This is a genomic window from Pedobacter sp. PF22-3, assembly GCF_026239555.1.
In the GTDB taxonomy this organism is placed as follows: Bacteria; Bacteroidota; Bacteroidia; order Sphingobacteriales; family Sphingobacteriaceae; genus Pedobacter.
Genome location: NZ_JAPIVP010000007.1, coordinates 136,939 through 161,270, shown reverse-complemented (window position 1 = coordinate 161,270; position 24,332 = coordinate 136,939). Strand labels below are relative to the sequence as shown.

At 39.5% G+C, this 24,332-nt stretch carries 10 protein-coding genes; 9 read left to right on the top strand and 1 reads right to left on the bottom strand.

What is annotated here, in order from left to right; all coding sequences use genetic code 11:
- Positions 1-2: 2 nt before the first annotated feature.
- The 8 genes from OQX63_RS11255 (at position 3) to OQX63_RS11220 (ending at position 7,604) form a co-directional block, all read left to right on the top strand.
- A complete protein-coding gene (locus OQX63_RS11255) occupies positions 3-1,448 on the top strand; it encodes a zinc-binding metallopeptidase (RefSeq protein ID WP_265850968.1) in 1,446 nt (481 codons plus the stop codon).
- 18 nt (positions 1,449-1,466) lie between these two features.
- Positions 1,467-2,732, top strand: coding sequence for a DUF4302 domain-containing protein (locus OQX63_RS11250; RefSeq protein WP_265850967.1), 1,266 nt, complete (start codon positions 1,467-1,469; stop codon positions 2,730-2,732).
- A gap of 144 nt (positions 2,733-2,876) precedes the next feature.
- Positions 2,877-4,496, top strand: a complete 1,620-nt coding sequence (locus OQX63_RS11245; RefSeq protein ID WP_265850966.1) for a hypothetical protein — start codon at positions 2,877-2,879, stop codon at positions 4,494-4,496.
- A 134-nt stretch (positions 4,497-4,630) separates the two neighbouring features.
- Positions 4,631-5,143, top strand: coding sequence for a hypothetical protein (locus OQX63_RS11240; RefSeq protein ID WP_265850965.1), 513 nt, complete (start codon positions 4,631-4,633; stop codon positions 5,141-5,143).
- A 107-nt stretch (positions 5,144-5,250) separates the two neighbouring features.
- Positions 5,251-5,523: a hypothetical protein gene (locus OQX63_RS11235; protein WP_265850964.1), complete on the top strand. Its 273-nt coding sequence runs from the start codon at positions 5,251-5,253 to the stop codon at positions 5,521-5,523.
- Positions 5,524-5,527: 4 nt separating this feature from the next.
- Positions 5,528-5,926: a DUF983 domain-containing protein gene (locus OQX63_RS11230; RefSeq protein WP_265850963.1), complete on the top strand. Its 399-nt coding sequence runs from the start codon at positions 5,528-5,530 to the stop codon at positions 5,924-5,926.
- 110 nt (positions 5,927-6,036) lie between these two features.
- The gene (locus tag OQX63_RS11225; protein WP_265850962.1) at positions 6,037-6,699 is read left to right on the top strand and encodes a DUF2461 domain-containing protein; all 663 of its coding nucleotides are present in this window, start codon (positions 6,037-6,039) and stop codon (positions 6,697-6,699) included.
- A gap of 65 nt (positions 6,700-6,764) precedes the next feature.
- Positions 6,765-7,604: an OmpA/MotB family protein gene (locus tag OQX63_RS11220; protein WP_265850961.1), complete on the top strand. Its 840-nt coding sequence runs from the start codon at positions 6,765-6,767 to the stop codon at positions 7,602-7,604.
- A gap of 413 nt (positions 7,605-8,017) precedes the next feature.
- Here OQX63_RS11220 and OQX63_RS11215 read toward each other — a convergent pair whose 3' ends face one another.
- Positions 8,018-10,609: a hypothetical protein gene (locus OQX63_RS11215; protein ID WP_265850960.1), complete on the bottom strand. Its 2,592-nt coding sequence runs from the start codon at positions 10,607-10,609 to the stop codon at positions 8,018-8,020.
- Positions 10,610-10,849: 240 nt separating this feature from the next.
- On the opposite strand from OQX63_RS11215, the gene OQX63_RS11210 reads away from it, so the two are divergent.
- Positions 10,850-24,310, top strand: coding sequence for a putative Ig domain-containing protein (locus tag OQX63_RS11210; protein WP_265850959.1), 13,461 nt, complete (start codon positions 10,850-10,852; stop codon positions 24,308-24,310).
- Positions 24,311-24,332: the final 22 nt, after the last annotated feature.

Here is a 24,332-nt window from a genome sequence, read left to right as displayed (position 1 = left end):
TTATGAAAAAGAAATTATTAATATCAATGCTTGCATTAGCAACAGTCTTTTTAGCGGGATGTAGCAAAAAAGACGATTTGAGTGCCAATATTGTTGGTTTAGGTGGTGATACCTGGACGAAAGGACCAATAGATGAATGGATCAGTACCAATTATACAACTCCTTATAATATTGAAGTTAAATATAAATGGGACAGGTCGGAACTCGGTGAAATTTATAAGAATGTTGTACCTATTCAGGAAGATCTTGTAATACCGGTGATGAGTATCATAAAAAAAACCTGGATCGACCCCTATGTTGCTGTAAAAGGCGAAGATTTTATGAAAAAGTATTGCCAGAAGCAATTTTACCTGGCAGGTAGTCCGTCTTATAACAGCAATGGTTCCATTACTTTAGGTACCGCTGAGGCGGGTCGGAAAATTGTATTACTCGATTTAAATACTTTTGATCAGAACAATAAGGTAGCAGTAAGGCAAATTTTGCATACTATGCATCACGAATTCGGTCATATCCTCAACCAGAACATTGCGGTAACTCCTGATTACCAAAGAATAACTCCGGGCGATTATACTGCAACATGGTTTAATATTTTTAGAGGTGCATATTCAACAAATGCTGCTTTAGATAAAATCATGTACGAGGCAGATTTTTGGGGCAAAGGTTTTATTACACCATATTCAAGATCTAATAAAGATGATGATTTTGTAGAAACGCTATCAACGCTGCTGGAAGGTGGACAAGCTAATTTCGACAATATTGTAAATAATCTATTTGTTTATGATGGTGTTTACATTAAAAGAAACGGCAACGGGGTTTATGAACAAAACGTAGATGGAAGGTCGAAATTATTAAGAAAGAAAGCTATTGTCGTATCTTATATGAAAGATAGCTGGGGTATTGACATTGCTGACCTACAGACTAGAATCCAGGCTGCAATAGAATTACAATCTCCAACCGCTGATTTTAATAGCTTATTGGGGCCAGCCAAAACTTATGGTACAATTACAGTAAATCCTCAAAAATTAACAGGTTTATCAACAAAGTTTTTAGCGGCTTATAACACTGCAAATACTGGCTTACAAACTGGAGTTGGTTATTATATCGATAATATTTCTTTAATTTTTACAACAGCTAATAAAGTGATTTTAAGGGTGAATTTTATGGATCCAACTGCTGCTTTAGGTGTAGGTTTTAATGCTGATTTTAATTTTGATGTAGCCAATGTTAATGGAAACATTACATTAGCCTATTCAAATCCGCAGCCAACAACCACAACTTATGCAAACGCAAGGGCAATAGAGGCTGCTATTCCAACTTTACTAAACTACTTTAAGGGGCAACAATTTTCGATACGTTGGATCAATGATATTGTTCCACAATCGAAGGGTATATTCGGTGGACTTGTAAAAACAGCAGATCCAACATCTTATCTATTTGGCACATTGTAATAATTTAAAATAAAAATGATGAAAAAGCATTTATTATATTTATTCTTATTTGCATTAGCCTTAGGCTCTTGTAAAAAAGACAAAACGGAACCTATACTTGGCAACGCAGATGATCGCTTATCTGAAACGCTAAAGGCATATCAGACTCAGTTGGCTGGAGCGCAATTTGGTTGGAAAGGTTATTTATTAACAGATACTAAAGTTCTTGCTACATTCTTATTCTCTTTTACTGATAAGAACAGGACCACAATGTCGGCAGATTATGAACCAACACCAAACGAAAGTTCGTACAGGTTAAAAGCCCTGCAAAGACCAACCTTATTGTTCGATACCTATTCGACCTTACATCTAATAGCAGACCCAACGCCAAGCAAATTTGGCGGTGCTGTAGGCGGCGGCTATTATTCAGATTTCGAATTTGCATTTCTTTCAGCTAGTGCTGATACCATAAAACTGGAAGGGACCTTTAATAAGAGTAAACTGGTATTAGTGAGGTCAAAATCTGCTGCCGATAATGCTTCAGCATTTACTGCGCCTGATGAAATGACTGCTACATTATCCAAATTGAGAACCTATTTTAAACGCGCTACGGTAGGTGGTTTAGATTGTGAGGTAAAATTAGATCCGAATAGAAGGGTTCTTGGATTTAGTTACCTTGAAGCAGGAACACTAAAAACAGTTACGAGTAATTACTTTGTTTCTGGTAGTTCATTAATCTTATTTGAACCACTAGTTATCGGAACATCAACTATAACTGGTTTAAATGGGGTTTCATTTGATGCCGCAACAGGATTTATTAATGCAAGTACAAGCAACGGTGCAACATTGCAAATAAAGGAAGCGATTGCACCTTTAAAATATGATGCTAGCGTTGCTGCCAGATTCTTGGCAAATCCGGTTTATGGGACATATAGTGAATGTTATACCGGATTTACTGTAGATGGTGTAATTGATGCTTATGGAGTAAGAAGAATTCCTAATTTCTTTTCTATTGATTATTATCCAAAAATTACAGGACAAAACTATGGGGCAGTTAGATTTTGGTTAGGTACAGCTTATGGAGCCTATGGTCCTGCTATAACACCAACAGTAAGCGTTGATGGTAAGATTTCTTATGTACAAGATGGTAGTTATGGTACTGCACCAGTTGCTATACGGCCTATTATCACCAATACAACCAATAATTTTCTTAAACAAGGCGGCTTTTATGTTATACAAACAGATACCAAAGTTTACGACATGGTAGCTGTAGCAGACGCAAGAAGCTGGATCACATTTGAATAATATTATAACACCTCTCTCCGAACCCTCACCCTCAAAAGTGGGGGTTTATTAAGCTTACTAACGCTATAATTACGCACCAAAAAGCGGTGTTATTTCTGTATAACTCACTAATTTTTTATCTATAACAAACTCAAATTTACAATCGTGAAAAAAAACAAACAATCTAAAACGAAATTTCTCTCTCTAATTCTAATTTTGTTGGTACTTTTTGAAAGTAGCTGCAAAAAAGAAAACGGAATCAGGAATCAACTGGCAACAGAAGAAGTAAGTATTAAAAACGGCCATTTAACTTTTTCTAAAAATGCCTTTACCAATCTGATGCATGAATCTCACCAAAAAAAATCTACTGATGTTATCACTAAATTAATCAGCAATTTAGATGGGCATCAAGATTTTATTTCCTTAAAACAAGAGGCAATAAATATTCATAACACGGGCAAGCTAAGTGGCATTAGCCTAAAAAATGCATTAAGAATGACCTTAGTTGGTCCGCAGCCACAACTTCCTCCGGGAGGAGATCCTGGTACGCCAGCCGACCCACCTTTAGAGCCTATTCTTGAACTTGCTGAGTTGGTTCCAGATCCTTATTTTGCAAGTGTTCTAAATCCAGAGGGAGAGGTTGAAGTTGATAATACCTTGTACAAAGTGACTGAATATGGTACTTTCCTGATCGCAAATGAAGATAAAGCCGAGCTTGAAGGATTGGTTACTAATCTTGATAATGGATTGGACTTATCCGGGGATTTGGTAAGTGAGGGAGAAGATTTCTTTAGTTTAAGAAATCATAAAAAAATATTCTTTATTGATACTTATCATAAAATGCATGATTTTGGCAATACAACATCAACTACCCCGCCAACCAATACAATTATTGATTTTCCGCTGGGAGAAAATGTGTTTACCAATGTAGATGTTTATGAATTTAATGATGCTAAAACTTGGGCAGGCAAAGGTTTGCAAGCTTTATTTGGTCGTGATCATTTTAAAAGCTATAACAATACAGATAAAGCACGGTTAAAAATTAATTTCTATTCAACTAATTGGGGTGCTTTTGCATCCGTGGGCGTAAGATCAGTAATTCAAACGAGAGGCTGGACTGGTTTATATAGACCATTTGAAAATTTTGATGAAATGAGGTTAGGTTGGAGCAACATGATAATTAAACTTGATGTACCTCAAATTGAGGATCCTACCGCGAAGTCACCAGTGGATTTTTGGAATACTGTTTCAAATGCTATTACGAGTAATGTAAATTTTAGATTCAATGATCAGGGTAAGGATTACTTAGTTTATAGAATAAGCGATATTATTGCGATTAATAATATTGGTAATTTTTTACCACAGGATATAAGAAATCATTTAAATACATTGATCCAAAAAACACAAAATATACCGCTTAATGCTGGAGCACTTATCGAATCTCAATTTGATAAGCAAATTATAGAGCGACTTGTAAAAATTATACAAGCCAAAGCAGTAGATAAAACAAAAGGAGTAGCATTTTCTACAAGACCTCGTGGAACAGGTATTGACCATATTTTGATTCCAACAGAATGGGAATATAGATATAATAATAACGGCGATGCTGTACAAAGCAAAACATTTGATTTTCAAACCATGATAATTGGCCTTAAAGGGGATGAAAGTGGTAATGTAAAGCCAACTATTAAATTGGCAAAAACTATTGAGGTGATAAGTGGTGAAGTTATAGCGCTTGGCAAATTAAATAGTGAATGGGTTGGTATGAGTGTTGTGAAAAAATAACAACTTCTAGCGTAAAAACTCGCTCAGGTTGATGGATGAATAAATTCGACAAACAATTTAGCGATTTCAAATAATCTGAAGACAATTAGTAAAAATTAAATATATATTTTGCATTAAATCAGATAGTAACACAAATGAAAAAGCAGTTCATAATATTAATTTTAGCAAATTTACTGCTTAGTTTAGCAACATTCGCCCAGCAAGTCGGCATAAAAAAAAATAGTATTTATGCTGAGCTTTTGGGAAATGGGGGAATATATTCAATTAATTATGATAGGGTTTTTCAATTGAATAGATGTATTAAATTTACGCCAAGAATTGGCTTCGCTACAATCAAAGACGTCGTTGTCATTCCTCTCGAAGCTAATATCCTCTTGAGCAGAAGTTATACTTCAAAAAATTTTTTTGAAGCAGGAGTAGGACTAACAATATTTAAGCCTACAGATAAGTTTTCTGAAAAATTTATTACTATTAACGGGTATAATTATAATTTTGAGCATAAATCTTCTAACATACCGTTTATAGCAAGGGTTGGTTTTAGACATCAGAAGCCAACGGGGGGCTTTATGTATAGAGCAGGTTTACTGTTGTTTACTGGTGAAGAGTCTTTACTAACAGTTGGATTAGGATTAGGCTATACTTTCTAAAATTAACTAAATTCAAGGACACCGTGAAACCTTAATGTTTTTACGGTGTTTTTTTTATGACATAATTTTTAAACCCCTGCATCCGTTTATGCTTATATTTGTGAACCATGAAGAAAAAAGCAATTTTTGTCCTGTTTGCGCTGGTATTTACCTTTGCTGTAAGGCCCAATGTTAATGCACAATGTTCGATGTGTACCATTAATGCCGAACAAGGTGTTAAAAATGGCAACACACAAACGGCAGGTTTAAATACAGGTGTATTATATCTTTTATCTCTTCCTTATTTAATGGCTGTTATTGTTGGTGTGGTATGGTATAAGAAATACCGGAAAAAGAATATTCAGCTCAACATGAAAAAAGAACCTTTTAATTTAAATTAAAAGTATGTCTGGTCAAACTACCTCGAAACTCTACGCCATTGTGCATTGTAAATGCCCACATTGCCGTAGGGGAGATATTTTTACAGGCAGTATGTACGGCTGGAACATTCAGCACACCAAAGAAATCTGTGGACATTGCGCCCAACGGATAGAAATTGAACCAGGTTACTTTTATGCAGCCATGTATGTAAGTTATGCCATGAATGTAATTGAAATGCTTTTTGCCAGTTTTCTAACTTATCTCATTTTTGGACCACTTACCGATGATACTTTCTGGCCTTATCTGATTGTTATTTTCACAGGTTGTTTTATCCTCTATCCCTTTAACTACCGTTATTCGAGAATAATATTGCTTCATGTTTTATCGCCAAATATTAAGTATAAGCCCTATTATGATAAGTAGGCCGTTTGGTTAAGGGATTATCGAGAAGCGTTTAGCGGCGATTAACCGATTTCGGCCATCCGTTACGAGCCCAATAAACAAATGACCAGTGAACGAATGAACCATAATATATGTTAAAAAAAGAAACCCTAAAATTTATAAAAGACGTTGCCGAAAATAATAACCGCGAATGGTTTGCTACCAATAAAGAGGTTTACGAAGCGGCCAAAGCGGATGTTTTGGCTTTGGTAAGCACGCTCATTCCCGAACTGGCCAAGGTAGATGCATTACTTTCAGCAGAGGCTGATCCTAAAAAAAGCCTGTTGCGCATTTACCGTGATGTTCGCTTCAGTAAAAATAAAGATCCTTATAAAAATAACTTTGGTATTTGGTTTTCGGCAAAAAGCAGAGGAGGCAACGAGCCGGGTTATTACCTTCATATTCAGCCTGGCAAAAGCTTTATTGCGGGTGGCTACTGGATGCCCGAAGCAGCGCATTTAAAATTAATCAGACAAGAAATTGATTATAATATAGGCGATTTTAAAGAAATTATTAATGAAAAGGATTTTAAGAAAAATTTTAAGTTAGGTGTTGATAATGCCCTTAAAAATGCTCCGAAGGGCTATGATCCTGCAGATCCAAACATCGAATTTTTAAAGCTGAAAAGCTTCGAAGCCACCACAAAAATCGATGATGAAGAATTTTTAAAACCAAACCTCGTTAATAAGTTGATAAGTTCTTTTAAAACAGTACAACCATTAGTTGCATTTTTACGGAACGCCATTGATCAGTAACCAATTAACAGTTGTCAGTTTTCAATAACCAGTTATCATAAATAATTTATCTTGAAACCTTAAACATGAAAAATACCTTTTTTGCCTTTGCCGTTTTCCTCTTTTTTTCTTCGCTAACTTCTTGTGTTGTATTATCTCCTAAAAAATATAAAGCTTTATTAGGAACCAAAGATTCACTTTATACGGCATTTAACGAAGGTTTGATTAAAATTGAAAATCTTGAAAAAGAAGTATCAAAGTTGAAAAAGGATACCACATTAATGGCTGAAGAACTACGCGATCTGCAAAATAGTTACAATACTGTTGATGCCAACTACAAAAAGCTTAAAAATAATTCTTCAAGCGAAATTACCAAATTATCTGGCGATTTAGCTGCCCGCGAAAAGCGCTTAAAAGAAGTGGAAGAAGTGTTGCGCAAACGCGATGAAGCCACCAACTCGCTCAAAGAAAAACTTCAGCAGGCCCTATTGGGCTTTACCAAAAATGGTTTAACGGTAGAGATTAAAAATGGTAAAGTATATGTTTCCCTAACTGATAAACTCTTATTTCCATCTGGAAGTATCATTATTGATGAAAAAGGTAAGCAGGCTTTAACACAATTGGCCAATGTATTAAAACAGCAGCCAGAAATTAACATTGCAGTTGAGGGCCATACCGATAACCAGAAAATAAATAACCTGGGGCAGATTAAAGATAACTGGGATTTAAGTGTATTGAGAGCTACTTCTGTTGTACGTTATTTAACAGAGAACGAGAAGGTAGAAAGTGTAAGAATGACCGCAACTGGTAAAGGTGAATTTCAACCCCTTGGTTCTAATGCAAATGCAGATGGAAGAAGTAAAAACAGAAGGATAGAGATTGTACTTTCGCCTAAACTGGACGAACTTTATAACCTGATTAAATAGTAGTTCTTGGTGTGCAGAAGTGCTTATCCCTGTATAATATATAGATGTAATAATAATTTCAGTATTGGGAAATGATTGGCTGGTGGTTCTTGGCCGCTTTAGTCCCGCCATTCCTGCCCGTACTGCAGGCGGACGCTTCAATCTTTTTGTGCTGTTGTCATGCTGATTCAATGTTGTTGCAACAAAAAGTATTTTCGCTGCTGTCGGGTTTAGGAACAGAGGGTTCTGCGCCTGGCAACCCCACAAATGGAATACTGTAGCAGCCACCTAGCCCTGGTTGAAGCGGTTACCCTGCAGCAACGAGGAACGAGGCAGCGAAGCGTAAAAGCGGAAAACGGGGGTGAATTTGGTGTTTTGGCCAAGCCTTGCGCTTCAAAAAAAAACACGGACCGAATTGAAAAATACAGCCTTTATTATAAGTTTTGGTGCCGGCGGTAAGATTTTAAAATTTTAAAGGTATGCTCAAACTCGTGGCTGCTGAGGTTAGAATAGTCGGGCATAGAAAGCTTATGGACCGTTAAAAAGTTGAGCAGCTCTTTAATAACGTTTGATACTTCTTCCGATTCTTCTGTATGTTTCAGGGTATCAATTTTACTTAATAATAAGGCTATTTCGAACATCTTAAAATTATTCTTTTTAGTAATGTCCAAACCAATATTAGTTTCTATAAGTGCTTGTTCGTAATGATGTGTGGCATTGTAAAAGTTAGCTTTAAAAACATTAAAGCTGGCCAATATAAAATTGGTGTAATAGGTGTAATCACTGCTGATGATCTTATCTACAAACTGTATAATGCGCTGCGCTTTTTTAAAATAGTTGAGTTTAATATAGGTTTGCCCTAACTGAAGCAATAAAAACGGGGCAAATACAGAATGCCTGACGTAAAAAATATTCGGATATTTACGCAGTATAGCCATAATAAAACGGTGGCATTCTGCATAATTTTTTTGAGAGAACAGGGCAATCACCACCAATCGGTAAGTGAGCATTTCGGCAGAAGTGATTTCTTCGTTTTTCCTTGGTTTGCTCTGATCGATCTCTTTGCAAAGTTTTATTATTTTATCTTCAAGGCTTTTGCTCTCATTAGGTTTGTTGTTTAGATTGTTATGAAAATATAGAATTAAATCGTAGGGGTTAATCGGAAACAGTTCATTTAATCTTTTATAATTTCTCTTGAGCAACTGCATGGTATTGGTTAATGCCATTTTATCTACATCAATAAGATTTACAGTGCATTCTATTACATGTAGCATAATCTGAATGTCTTCATTCAGTACATTATCCGATATGGTTCTGATGGTTTCTTTGTACAGGTTGCTCATGGTTCGCCCTGTAGCCATAATATCAATAAAATCTATACCTATGCTCAGCTTATTGAAATTTGCATTGGTTTTGCTTAGCTCGTATTTCGATACGTAACAGATAAAATCGAAAGCATTGTTTTTTTCACGGTTGGAAAATGGTAACCTGAAGATGCTTTTTAAAGCAGCAATTTCATTTCGGTTAATACAAAATCTGATAGACCAGTTAAGGATATGATCTCTTTTGGAATTCTGACCAGGAAAACTATCTAAAATGTACTCGAAAAATAGTTTATCAGGTTTATAATCAAATTTATCGGTAATCTGTATAAATAGAAAATAAGTATAGATATCATCATTTAAAAAGCGGACGATTTCTGTAGGAATGGTTGTACTTAACCTTTTTTCTTCAATGATAATGCCGGCATTCAAAAGCTCTTCATAGGCATCAGGATAACAATTGATGTAGCTCAGGATTTTTTCTTTGGCAACCCTTAACTTTTTATGCCCTTCTGAAATGCAATTGCTTATTTTTTTGAGGAGAAATATTTTTTCGGTGCTTTTTTTTGCCAGGAATACGCGTTTTTCCAAAAAATAGCTAATTAATTCATAACATAATAATGGGTTATTCAGCTCAAGTTGTTGATTTTCATCTTTAAGCTTGAAATAAATCTGTAACCAGAAAGGTGTTTTAAACTGGGTTAAAAGTTGCAAACTTACATCTGCCCGATTGATAATTTTATTTTCTATATGGCTTAAGGTATAGAGTATCTCATCAACATTTAACGATGGTACATTACTTAAGGTTTCCTCATCATAAAATAATCCCGTATACCAGGCTTTAGTTAAAGATGCAGAGCCATTAATGGCAGGCTGAAGATTGATCCATGTATCTGTTCGCAAGCCAAATATGAACTTAACAAAATTGTTTTCTTCTATGCTATATAAAAGGTCAATAAATATTTTAAAATAATTGCTTTTAGCTAAATGTGCATCAATACCATCTACAATAATAACAAAACGGCCCTCTCTCTTTTCGGGATTTTTTTTAAAAAAACTGATTAATTCGCCAAAGCTTCCGAATTTAAATTCTTTTAAAAACCACTCTTTTAAAGTAACACCACTTTGGATAATGGTATTAATACTGGTAGAATTAATTAATAAAACGATATCGTTTTTGTAAAGGGCATTTTCTGAAACGAAAAAATACTCTACCATGTGTGCAAGCAGTATCGATTTACCTTGGCCAGGCTGGGCACTTACCGTTGTAAACTGGTAATTGTTTTTTAAGAAATAATCAAAGTCTGGATAAAAAAAACTTCTATTAGCGGTAGTATTAAATGGAACACCTGAATTATTTTTTTTTGCAATTAACGATACTTCTGTAATGGCATGTGTTTTTAACTTTAAATCCTGCCATATACTATGGGCAGAAGTTGTCTGACTTTCCTTGTCTTTGCAAAATGAATCCCAATCGTTATAACCTATATATTGCGACAGGCTGTTTAAAGTAAATAAAGAGAATTTATGTAAAGTGTTTGCAAAGCCAAAAAATCTTTTGATCGTTGTTTCACTTACATAGTTTTTGGTTTCCTGATATACATATTCAGAAATAATCTTACAATGAGCCGGGTCGATATTTCTCAGACCAGACTTTATGAGGACAAATTTCCGGAGTTCGATAAGGAGATCGTTAGCATTCATTAATTAACAGATGGGATGACTAACGCTAATGTCATCATAATTTAACAATTGAAGAAATCTATTCACCAAGAAAGCTCGGTATGAATAAAATGAATGAAATGGTTGGGATAAAAATGAATAGTAATGGATAAGACAGAAAGCTATTCTAAATATAGATTTGTCACTAGAATATAATGCGCCTGAAAGCATCATGCCATACAGTAGCATTAGCACATAGTAAGTCTCCTAAATACGCCTGATATGATGAAAACCTATACTTTCTCATCCCGCACAGGGATAATCCGCAATGCTTTTATTGTAGTCATCATTTTATTAACGCTCTTCTCGGCCAAATCGTATGCACAAGCAAAAATTTTTGCAAATACGGTATCTGCCCAGAGTAGGGTAGACAACGCAAGCAATGCAACCCTGGATAATAACAATTTCGCTACAGTTAATTCATATGGCGGCATTGCTGTTGGAGTAGGTTCTTACAGCGGTGAACTGGAGTTAAAATACCCGGCTGCTATCGCTGCAGGAATAACATCCTATATCAGAATAGATTTTGATGGAGATGTGCTAAACAGCTTATTAGGTGGTAGCTTAGGTACTTTGCTCGCGAATGTAGGTGGAACGGTAGTTCTTGGAAACCATTCATTCCAGGTAGGGGCCAGAAACGGTGCCTCAGCAGTTCCACCTACCGGAGGTAACAGTATTAACGGATTTTCTTCAGATAACCTGCGGTTGGTAAAAGATGCAAATGGTTTCTTTTACCTGGCAATAACTCCAACACAGGCTTATGACAGGGTTTTTATTAAGGATGTAACCAATGCACTTCTGGTTTCGGTTGCCAATAATACAAAGGTTTATTATGCTTTTTATACTTCAGGTACTGATCCATGTGCGCAGGCATTTGCTACAGGCTTCGAAGGAACAGGTATTACTCTTGATGCCTTACAGCTGGGCAGTTCTGGGGTAACTAATAGTGAAAGGGCAATAGATTCTGATCCAAATAATTTTTCTCAATTGAGTTTAGGGATACTTGGCGTAGGATCATCCATTAGCCAGAATTTCTATTTTGCAACCCCATCAAATCCTGGCGATGATATTAACCTCAGACTTAGTGCTTCGCCTGCCTTACTAACGGCAGGGCTTTTACAAAACATTTCTATAACGGCATATAATGGCGGTAATCAGGTATATACGCGTTCAGCAGCAAGCTTATTAGATCTAGACTTATTGGGTTTACTCAATAGCGGGCAGTCAGTATCTATACCTTTTTCTCCTGGTGCCAATGTAGTATACGATAGGGTGAAGGTTACACTTGGCTCTGTAGTTGCCTTAAACCTTACTCAAACCATCAATGTTTATGGTGTAATCCGCTCTGCAGGCCGGCCAACGCCAGCAAACACAGCAATTGCTGCATGTTACAATAGTACAGTTGCTTTAAGTGCTACTACGCTGAACACCAACGAATTGAGGTGGTACGAAGCCGTAGAAGGTGGAAGCGCATTACAAACGGTTGCTTTTAATGGTACTTATAATACACCAGCACTAACCGCTACCAAAACTTACTATGTTGCTGCCAGAAGGCTAGGCTGTACAGCCGAATCGGCAAGGATACCTGTTGTCATTACGGTAAACCCACAGATTATTTTTAATGGGGCTACATTAACAAACGCCACACCAGGTTTTGCCTATTCTAAACAATTGGATGTAGCTACAGGTGGAACAGCAGGTTATACTTATGCTTTAGCTGCAGGAAGTACTTTGCCAGCAGGTTTAAATTTATCGTCAGCCGGAGCAATTACCGGAACGCCAACGGTAGCCAATACCTATACTTTTTCTGTAGTTGCTACTGATGCCAAAGGCTGTAAAGCAACTGCAACTTATAATTTAACAGTTACGGCTGCATTGGTTCTTACCCCAGGCGCATTGCCAGGTGGTTTAACAGGAACAGTTTATCCAACGCAAACCATTCCGGTTGCAACCGGTGGTACAGGGCCATATACTTATACTGCAACCGGTGTTCCCCCAGGATTAACCTTTAATCCGACAACAAGAGAAATTACCGGAACACCAACCCAACCTGGAACGTATACTATACCAGTTACGGTTGTTGATGCAAATGGTAATACCCTAATTTCTAATTATACCCTAAAAATTACTGATCCTTTATTGTTACCTGCAGCAACTTTAGCTGATGGTACCACCGGAACAGTTTATACAACGCAGATTATTCCAAGCGCAACCGGTGGAACTACACCTTATACTTATTCGGCAACAGGTCTTCCTCCGGGTTTAGCCTTTAATCCATCAACCAGAGCCATCACCGGTACGCCAACAACCATAGGTACTTATACTGTACCGGTTATGGTAACCGACGCTGATGGAAAAACGGTGACCACCAATTATACTATTAACATTAACAACCCGTTATTGTTACCGGCTGCAACTTTGCCCGACGGAACAGAAGGAACAGTTTATGCTACGCAAACTTTACCAGCTGCTAACGGTGGTGTTGGCCCTTATACCTATGTTGCTAATAATCTTCCTGCTGGATTATCGTTTAATCCAGTTACAAGGGAGATTACCGGTACACCAACGCAAGCAGGTAATAATGTAATTGGTGTAACAGTTACTGATAGTCAAGGTAAAACAGCAAGTAATACTTATGCTATTAAAGTAAATGGTACCTTAACTTTACCAACAAAAACTTTACCTAACGGGATTGTTGGTACTTCTTACTTACCGCAAACTTTACCAGCTGTAACAGGTGGAACATCTCCATACACCTATGCCGCAACAAATCTTCCTCCGGGATTGTCTTTTAACCCAACTACGAGAGAAATTAGCGGAACGCCAACACAAGGAGGTACTTATAATATTTCTTTAAATGCTACAGATGCTAACAATAATAAGGCAACAACTAATTATACCCTAACTGTAACGGTAAATGCGCCGGTTGTGGCTTCAGCTACGGTATGTACCGGAAGCACGGCTACCTTAACAGTAAGTAACCTGCAAGCGGGTGTAACTTATAACTGGTATGCATCAACAGGGAGCACTCCATTAGTAACCGGGAATAACGGTACTTATGTAACGCCTGCGGTAAACTCAGCTACGGTATTTTATGTAGAAGCCGTTTCTGGAACAGCAGTCAGTTCGAGAACATCGGTTACGGTTTCAGTTAATCCACCAGCAACTCTAGCTACTGTAACTACAAATAACCAGGTAATCAACTCCGGACAAACTACCACTTTAACTGCTACTGCTGATGCCGGAAATACCATAGCCTGGTTTGATGCTCCATCAGCAGGCACACAGGTTGGAACAGGAACTTCATTCACTACGCCAGCTTTAACGGCAACCAAAACTTATTATATAGAAACCACAAGCAGTAATGGTTGTAAAAGTGCAAGCCGTGTTCCGGTTACTGTAACTGTAATTAATGGTGGAGGTGCAACAGCTTGTAATGCAGCAAACAGTCAGAATACAGGTATTAATGGTATCTGTTTATTATGCGCTATAAATGGTGCAGGTAACTCTACTGATGCTGATGCAAATAACTTCACCAGGATTTCTCTTGCTGTGGGCGTTACGGCAACAGGTTACCAACAATTAATTTTTCCATCTACAGGTATTGCTACAGATAGTATCCGTTTAGACCTAGCTTTACCAACTGGTTTAGCTGATGTTGGCCTTTTAAATAATGTAACCGTTACCGTATTAAATGGTGCCACGGTTGTAAGAACAGTTCAATTAAATGGTGCACTGTTAAGTCTTCAACTTTTATCAGGCAATCGTTTTGCCGCAACTGTTTTGGCAGGTGGTGCATATGATAGGGTTCAGGTGAGCTTTGGTGCACTCGCATCGGCTTTAACCAGCCTGGATATTTATGGTGCAACAATAGTTTATCCTAACCCAACATTTATAAACGGTGCGCAATCTATTTGTGCAGGTAGCACGGCAACACTAAGTGCAACGGCAAATGGTGGCACTACATTGGCTTGGTTTGATGCACCAACCGGTGGAAACCAAGTAGGTACAGGTGCAAACTTCACTACTCCTGCATTAACCGCTACAACAACCTATTATGTTCAGGTTAGCAAAGGAACTTGTTCAAATACCACAAGGGTTCCGGTGGTTATTACCGTTAACCCTGCAATTGTATTTGCAGGTATTACTTTAACCAACGCAACAATTGCCTCACCATACAGTAAGCAGCTTCCGCTAGCTACTGGAGGAACCCCAGGTTATACTTATGCCTTGGCTTCAGGTAGTTCTTTGCCAGCTGGTTTAACTTTATCAACAAGTGGTCTGGTAAGCGGAACACCAACTGCAACGGGTAACCCAACATTCGATGTTGTAGTAACCGATACAAAAGGTTGTAATACAACAGCAACATTTACTTTAACAGTAACGCCAGCATTGGCCTTGGCGCCGGGTGCATTGCCTAATGGCGTAACAGGTACAGCATATACAACCAATGGAATTCCTGCTGCAACCGGTGGAACAGGTCCTTATACTTATTCAGCTACAGGTGTTCCTCCAGGATTAACCTTCAATTCTGCAACAAGAGAAATTACAGGCACACCGACTCAAACCGGAACCTTTACTATACCAGTTACCGTAACAGATGCCAACGGCAATACCATTACGGCTAACTATACCCTTAAAGTAACCGATCCATTGATTTTACCACCAGCTACTTTGGCTGATGGCACCACAGGAACAGTTTATACTCCTCAAACCATTCCGTCTGCAACAGGCGGATCAACTCCTTATACTTACTCGGCTACTGGTCTTCCTCCGGGATTAACCTTCGATCCGGCTACAAGAACAATTACAGGAACACCTACACAATCAGGAACCTTTACTGTACCGGTAACCGTTACGGATGCTGATGGAAAAACAACAACCAGCAACTACACTATCAATATTGTTAATCCTTTACAGTTACCGGCAGCAACTTTGCCTGATGGAACAGAGGGAACAGTTTATGCTACGCAAACTTTGCCATCGGCAACTGGTGGCGTTGGTCCGTACACCTATGTAGCAAACAATTTGCCAGCAGGATTAACCTTTAATCCAACAACAAGAGAAGTTTCTGGAACACCTACACAGGCCGGAAATTATTCGATCGGTGTAACCGCAACAGATAGTGAAGGTAGAACAGCAAGTAATAATTATTCGCTTAAAGTTATCGGTGTATTATCATTACCTGGTGCAACGTTACCAAACGGTATTGTAGGCACACCTTACCCAACGCAAACTTTGCCAGCAGTAACAGGTGGAACAGCGCCATATACTTATTTAGCCACGAACCTTCCTCCGGGATTAAGTTTTAATACTGCAACAAGAGAAATTACAGGAACACCAACTTTAGGTGGAACTTTTACCATCTCTTTAACTGCAACAGATGCTAACGGAAACAAAGCAACAACTGCTTACAGCTTAACCGTTACGGTTGATGCACCTGTGGTTGCTGCAGCTACAGTTTGTGCCGGAAGTTCAGCTACGTTAAGCGTTAGCAATTTGCAGGCTGGTGTAACTTATAACTGGTACGCTTCTACAGGAAGTACACCATTGGTTACCAATAATACTGGTGTTTTTGTAACTCCTGCTGTAAACGCTCCAACGGTATTTTATGTTGAGGCCGTATCCGGAACTGCAGTAAGTTCAAGAACTGCCGTTAATGTTTCAGTTAACCCACCAGCAACTGCGGCCACGGTAACCACCAACAGTCAGGTTATTAATGCCGGACAGTCTGCTACTTTATTGGCGACGGCCGATGCCGGAAACACCATTCAATGGTACGATGCTGCTACAGCAGGAACACAGGTAGGTGCAGGTACTTCATTTACTACGCCAACACTTTCTGCCACTACTACTTATTATGTAGAAACAACAAACGCCACCGGTTGTAAAAGCGCAAGCCGCGTACCGGTAACGGTTACTGTACTAAATAATGGTGGCGGTACTGCATGTAATGCGGCCAATGCGCAAAACTCTGGTATTAACGGAATCTGTTTGTTATGTGGTATAACTGGTGCAGGAAACTCTACTGATGCAGATCCTACTAACTTTACCAGGATATCGCTTGCAGTAGGTGTAGGTGGATCAGGTTACCAGCAGTTAATTTTTCCTGCGGTTGGAACAGCTACAGATAGTATTCGTTTAGATTTAGCCTTACCTACTGGTTTGGCAGATGCAGGTTTATTAAATAACGTGACCGTTACCATATTAAATGGTGCCTCGGTTTTAAAAACAGTACAATTAAATGGTGGATTGTTAAGTCTCAGCCTTTTATCAGGTAACCGTTTTCTGGCAACTGTATTGGCTGGTGGTGCATATGATAGGGTACAGGTTAGTTTTGGGGCATTAGCTACTGTTTTAACCAGCTTGGATGTTTATGGTGCAACCGTAATTTATCCTAGCCCAACCATAACTGCCGGTGCGCAAACTATTTGTGCGGGAAGCACGGCAACATTAACTGCAACCGCAAACGGCGGTACAACATTGGCCTGGTACGATGCTGCAACAGGTGGTACACAACTGGCCACTGGTCAAACATTTACCACACCGGCATTAACGGCTACTACAACTTATTATATTCAGGTAAGCAAAGCTGGTTGTCCGAATGCAACGAGAATTCCGGTAACTGTTACTGTTACACCAGCTTTACCAACACCAGTATTGGCAACCATTGCGAATGTTTGTGAAGGATCATCAGCAACTTTATCTGTTGCTAATCCAGATGCGGCGGTAATCTATAAATGGTATGACGCTGCGGTAGGTGGAACCCTGGTTTTTACAGGTGCAGTATTCTCAACACCAGCTTTAATAGCGCCTACTACTTATTATGTAGAGGCTGCCCAAGGAAACTGTACAAGCGCTGCACGTGCAGCCGCAGCTGTATCTGTAAATCCTCGTCCGGCTTTACCTGGTGTAACAGCTAGTTCATCAACAGTGAGTCCAGGACAAACGGCAATTTTAACAGCTAGTTCTGCAGATCCTACCTATACTTTCAACTGGTATACTTCAAATATCTCAACTACACCAGTTTATGTAGGTGCAACTTATGTTACTCCACCATTGTTGGCTACTACAACTTACTATGTAGAAGCTGTTTCTACTAACGGTTGTACTTCAGCAAGCCGGGTGCAGATTACCATCACGGTTGATGGAAACGGATCTCCAAACCCTGTGCCTTGTGAGGCCGCAACAACACAAGTTGGTGGCGTTACAGGTGTAGCTTTATTATCAGGTGTGTTTAACCCAACATTAGCTATTGATAATGATACACAAACCGCATCTTCATTGGTTATGCCAGTTGGAGCACTTGGTGCATCAGTTTATCAAAGAGTGGGTTTTGGATCATTATCTAAAGTTGGAGATACCGTACGTGTTTTAGTATCATCACCAGGAAAATTATTATCACTTTCACTGTTAGGCAATGCTTCAATTACATCCTATGTAGGAGCCAATAGCAATGGTGATTCGAGATTGTTAAATGATAACTTGCTCAATATTCAATTGCTGAGTGGTAATACCCAGGCCTTAATCACTTTTGTTCCAACCAATGTTTTCGATGGAGTAGAAGTTAGGTTAAACTCAGGTGTATTGGGCGCTTTAACATCAATCAATTTAAATTATGCGCAGCGGATTTTGGTTGCGCCAACTGTAGCATCAGCTAATGTTACGGCTTGTGTTGGTCAAACTGCACAGCTTGAAGTAAGCAACCCATCAGCAAGTTTAACTTACAGATGGTACGATGCTACAGGTACCTATTTAACCGGTAAAGATGGTATCATATTTACAACGCCGGTTTTAACCGGCGATACCAGATTCTATGTGGCTGCAGTTTCTGCAACTGGTTGTGTGAGCTATAAAACAGTAGTTAATGTGACTACAAATCCGGCACCTGTAGCACCAGATCTACTTTCGGTATCTGTTAATACTTGTCCGAATACATCGGTTACGCTCCAGGTTAAAAACCCAATTGCAGGTACAACCTATAACTGGTATGATACTGCAACATCAACAACTGCCTTATTTACTGGTGATAACTTCATCACCCCATTAATTACGGCTGATAGAAGTTACTTTGTAGCAGCAATAAACAGCTGCGGTAGCTCATCAACAAGAACCGAGGCCCGAATCATATTGGGAACTATCGATGTTCCGGTAATTACACCATCATCGATCACGATTAGCGAAGGTTCTGTTGCTGTATTAAAGGCAACTTCCAGTACAGCAGGCGCAACAATTAACTGGTACACTACTGCAAATGGCGTGGTTCCGGTATTTACTGGCGAAACTTATGTAACACCGCAATTAAGTGCAACCACTACTTACTATGTAGAAGCAACTATTCCGGGCGGCTGTACTGCAACCAGCAGGGCAACCGTAACGGTTACCGTAATTCCTAATGGTAACCCTGTAACTACTCCTTGTGGAGCAGCTACAACAACAGTAGCAAGCGGTGTAACAGGAGTGGCCTTATTGGCAGGAGTTTTCAACCCGGCTTTTGCAGTAGACAACGACATCAATACCGGATCTAGTTTGGTTATTCCGGTGGGATTACTTGGCGCATCTGTTTATCATCAAGTTGGTTTTACAGGATTATCTAATGTTGGTGATACGTTGAGGGTGAAAATTACCACTCCTGGTACATTGCTTTCGGCAGGTGTATTGTCTAACTTAACCGTAACTACTTACCAAGGCACAACCAGCAATAACGATGCGGTTTCTATATCTAATCCATTAATCAGCTTAAAATTATTAACAGGCGGAACATCAGCTATATTAACTTTTGTGCCAGCAAGTAAATTTGATGGGGCAGAATTGAGGTTAAGTTCAGGTCTACTTGGGGCATTAACATCTGTTAATTTAGATTATGCTCAAAGGGTAATTACTACGCCAACTGTTACAGCAACTACTGCAAGTGCTTGTCAAGGCTCATCTGCAACATTAAGTGTGCAGAATCCACAAGCAGGTGTAGTTTACAAATGGTACTTGGGCACAACTTATCAAGCAGGAAAAGATGGACCAACTTTTACAACAGACCCTGCTTTAGCTGCTGGAACTTATACTTATTCGGTAACGGCAACGGCTAATGGTTGTGAGACTCCGGGAACCAAAGTAACGGTAACCATTTTAACTCCACCAGTAGCACCAGTACCATCAACTAACAACCCTACTACAACTTGTATCGGCTCACCTGCTACTTTAAGCGTACAGGCCGTTGCAGGAGTAACTTATAACTGGTACGATGCGGCTGTAGCCGGAAATATGTTGGTAACCAACAACAGTAGCTTTACCACATCTGCATCACTTGCAGCTGGAACATATGATTATTATGTTGAAGCGGTAAGCGGAACAGGTTGTTCAAACGCAACGCGTACAAAAGTTTCTATCACTGTCAATCCATCAGCATTATCTACTGATTTAACCGTTACCGGAACTACATCACTTTGTGCTTCTGGTACAGCAGTGCTTACAGCAACCAGTACCACCGTAACCAGTCCGGTATTTACCTGGTATACTGATGCAGCTTTAACACAGGTTGCTTATGTTGGGGCAGTATTTAATACGCCAGCCATTACCACAACCACTAAATACTATGTTACCGTTAGCGGAACAAATAAATGTGCAAATACGGCAGGTAATGCAAAAGAGGTTACCATAATGGTAAACCCTACGGCTACCCAGGCTGATATTAACCTAGCTGGAACAAGTACCGTTTGCGGTGGTGCTTCAGTTACTTTAAATGCAACAAGCACAACGGTAACCAATCCGATATTTACCTGGTACAGTGATGCTGCTTTAACTACAGTAGCATTTACCGGTGCTAACTTTGTTACTCCGGTACTCAGTGCAACCACTACTTATTATGTGACGGTTAAAGGTGATAATAAATGTGAAAATACTGCGGCTAATGCAAAATCGATTACCATTACCGTTAATCCTGCAGCCACAAACTCAGATATTGCCGTCAGCGGAATTACATCCATTTGTAAGGGGTCTACAGCAGCATTATCTGCTTCAACAACAACAGTAATTAATCCTGTATTTACCTGGTACAGCAATGCAAATTTAACTACAGTAGCTTATGTAGGCGCGAGCTTTACAACACCTGCACTTAATGCAACCACTACTTATTATGTAACTGTAAAAGGGGATAATAAATGTGAGAATTTAGCTGCAAGCGCGGAGGTTATTACGGTAACCGTTAAAGAGTTTGCTACATCTGCTGATATTGCTGTAAGTAATGCACAAACCTGTTCAGGCTCTACCGTAATATTAATGGCTTCGAGTACTACAGTTACCCAACCTGTATTTACATGGTATAGTGATGCTTCCTTAACAAATGCAGTATTTACCGGGCCAACTTTTACGGTAACTGGTTTAACTGCCACTACTACTTATTATGTAAGTGTTAAGGGTGCCAATAAATGTGAGAACAGTGCTGCAGATGCCAAGGCGGTAACCGTAACGGTTAATCCATTGGCCACCACTACAGATATTATTCTCAATGGAAGCACAGTTGCTTGCGCGGGTTCATCGGCAGCATTAAGCGCAACATCTCCAACAGTAATCAATTCGGTATTTACCTGGTACAGCGATGCTGCTTTGACTAATGTAAGTTTCATTGGTGCAACATTTACTACACCGCCATTAAATGCTACCACTACTTATTATGTAACGGTTAAAGGTGATAATAAATGTGAGAATGCGCCTGGTACTGCCAGGGTAATAACCATTACAGTGAGCCCGGTAGCTACCGCTGCTGATATTACAGCTGCTGATGCAACCATATGCTCGGGATCAGGCACTACGCTGGTAGCAGGTACCACAACCGTAACCAACCCAATCTTTACCTGGTACAATGATGCGGCCTTAACTTCTGTAGCTTATGTAGGTACATCATTCGTTACCCCGGTATTAACGGCAACAACTAAATACTATGTAACAGTTAAAGGTGATAATAAATGTGAGAATTCAGCGATCACCGCTAAAGTGGTAACGGTTAATGTTAACCCAGGTGCTACAGCTGCTGATATTACGCTATCAACACCTACATTGGTATGTGGATCGGGTACTGCAATAATCAATGCGAGTTCAACAACGGTAACCAACCCGGTATTTACCTGGTACAATGATGCTTCGTTAACGAGTGTAGCCTTTACCGGACCAATATTTACCACACCGGTATTAACAGCTACCACAACTTATTATGTAACAGTTAAAGGAAGCAATAAATGCGAAAACAGTGCAGCAAATGCAGCGGCTGTTACCATTATAGTTAATCCAATAGCAGTTGCAACAGATATTGTGGTAAATGGCTCAACCAATATCTGCGGGGGATCTGCAGCAGTATTAACCGCTAGCAGCACAACCGTAACCAATCCGGTATTTACCTGGTATACCAACGCAGCTTTAACTGATGTAGCTTTTGTAGGTGCCGTATTTACTACACCAACACTAACTGCTAATGCCAATTATTATGTAACGGTTAAAGGCGACAATAAGTGTGAAAACAGTGCAGCAACGGCTAAATCTGTAAATGTTGTGGTTAACCCGGTAGCTTCAGCGACAGACGTCACCGCGGCCGATGCAACCATCTGCGCAGGCTCATCAGCGGGTTTGGTAGCCAGTACAACAACCGTAACCAATCCAGTATTTACCTGGTATAGCGATGCTGCTTTAACAATACCAGTATTCACAGGAGCAACTTTCAATACACCAGCATTGACGTCAACCACTAAATATTACCTAACTGTAAAAGGTGATAACAGGTGTGAAAGTTCTGCTGCAAATGCTAAAGTTGTTACCGTGAATGTTAATGATGTTGGAACAGCTGCTGATATTACATTATCTACACCAGCTAAAGTGTGTGGTTCTGGCACTGCGGTAATCAATGCGAGTTCAACAACGGTAACCAATCCGGTATTTACCTGGTACAATGATGCTTCATTAACCAGTGTAGCCTTTACCGGACCAATATTTACCACGCCGGTATTAACAGCTACCACAACTTATTATGTAACGGTTAAAGGAACTAATAAATGTGAAAATACTGCAGCAAATTCGAAGACAGTAACTGTTACTGTTAATCCTATCGCAGTAGCAACAGATATTACCGTAAACGGATCAACCTCAGTTTGTGCCAATACAGCAGCAACATTAGCCGCAACAAGCACAACGGTAACCAATCCAATATTTACCTGGTATAGTGATGCTACTTTAAATACAGTGGTATTTACAGGGGCAGTATTTACTACACCGGTATTAACTGCCAATGCAACGTATTATGTAACGGTTAAAGGTGATAACAAATGTGAAAATACCGCTGCAACTGCAAGGGCAGTAGCCATTACTGTAAATGCATCACCTAACAACCCTATAGTGTCAGCTCCAAATGGAGGTATATGTGCTGGTGATGGAGCCACATTAACAGTAACCAACGCTCAGGCAGGCGTTACTTACGAATGGTACAATGCAGCAGTTGGTGGTAATTTATTATTCACTGGCTCAACATTCAATGTAACAGCCTTATCTACGACAACAGATTACTATGTTTTAGCAATTGGAACAGGTGGATGTAATAACAATGGTGGCCGTGTAAAAGTAACGGTTACGGTTAACACAAAACCATCCGTACCAACAGTAGCGGCTGCATCGGTTAGCATTTGTACGGGAAGTTCAGCAATTTTAACCGTTACGAATCCTCAAACAGGTGTTACCTATAATTGGTATACCGCATCGGTGGGCGGAACGATAGCCGGAACAGGTGTAAACTTTACAACGCCGGCGGTTAATGCAAATACCACCTACTATGTTGAAGGTGCAAACGGAAATTGTATATCATCGTCGAGAACGGCTGTTAATGTAATTGCATTACCAGTGCCAGTTGCACCAGCATCGGTAACGCCAGCAAACGGAACACTTTGCGCGGGTAGCTCAACGATATTAACGGTAAATAATCCTGTTGCCGGCTTAGTATACAGATGGTATGCTGCAAGCTCAGGCGGAGCGGTATTGGCAGAAGGTATAACCTTTACTACCCCTAACTTAAATGCGACAACAATTTACTATGTAGAAGCGATTGCAGTAGGCGGTTGCGCAAGTGCAACAAGAACAGGTGTTACGGTAACTTTACTGCCGGTATTAGATAAACCAACGGTAGTTGTACAAGCCACAACAGCAAATAGCGTAACGTTTGCATGGGCTGCGGTTGCAGGTGCTACGGCATACGAAGTTTCGTTAGACAATGGTTTAACCTGGGTCAACCCAACAAGCGGATCAACCGGAACAACTTATTTAGTATCTGGACTGAAACCAGATCAGAGTGTAAGTATCCTGGTGAGAGCTAAAGGTCAGACTGCGTGCCAGACCAGTCAAAATGGTTCGGCAACCGGCAAAGCGGCCAATCCTTTTGGAGATCAGGTTTACATACCAAATGCATTTACACCAAATAACGACGGTAAAAATGACATATTCTTAATCTACGGTAATACCATATCAAGCGCGAAAATGAGTGTTTACACACAATGGGGGCAGTTGATATTCCAATCAGACAATGTTGCAAACGGATGGGATGGAACTTTCAAAGGGGTAAATCAACCGATTGGGGTTTATGTATACATGGTTGACATCACCTTCAGCAATGGAACAACATCAATGAGAAAAGGTACAGTAACGCTGATTAGATAAGAAGAGGATTAATAATAAACAG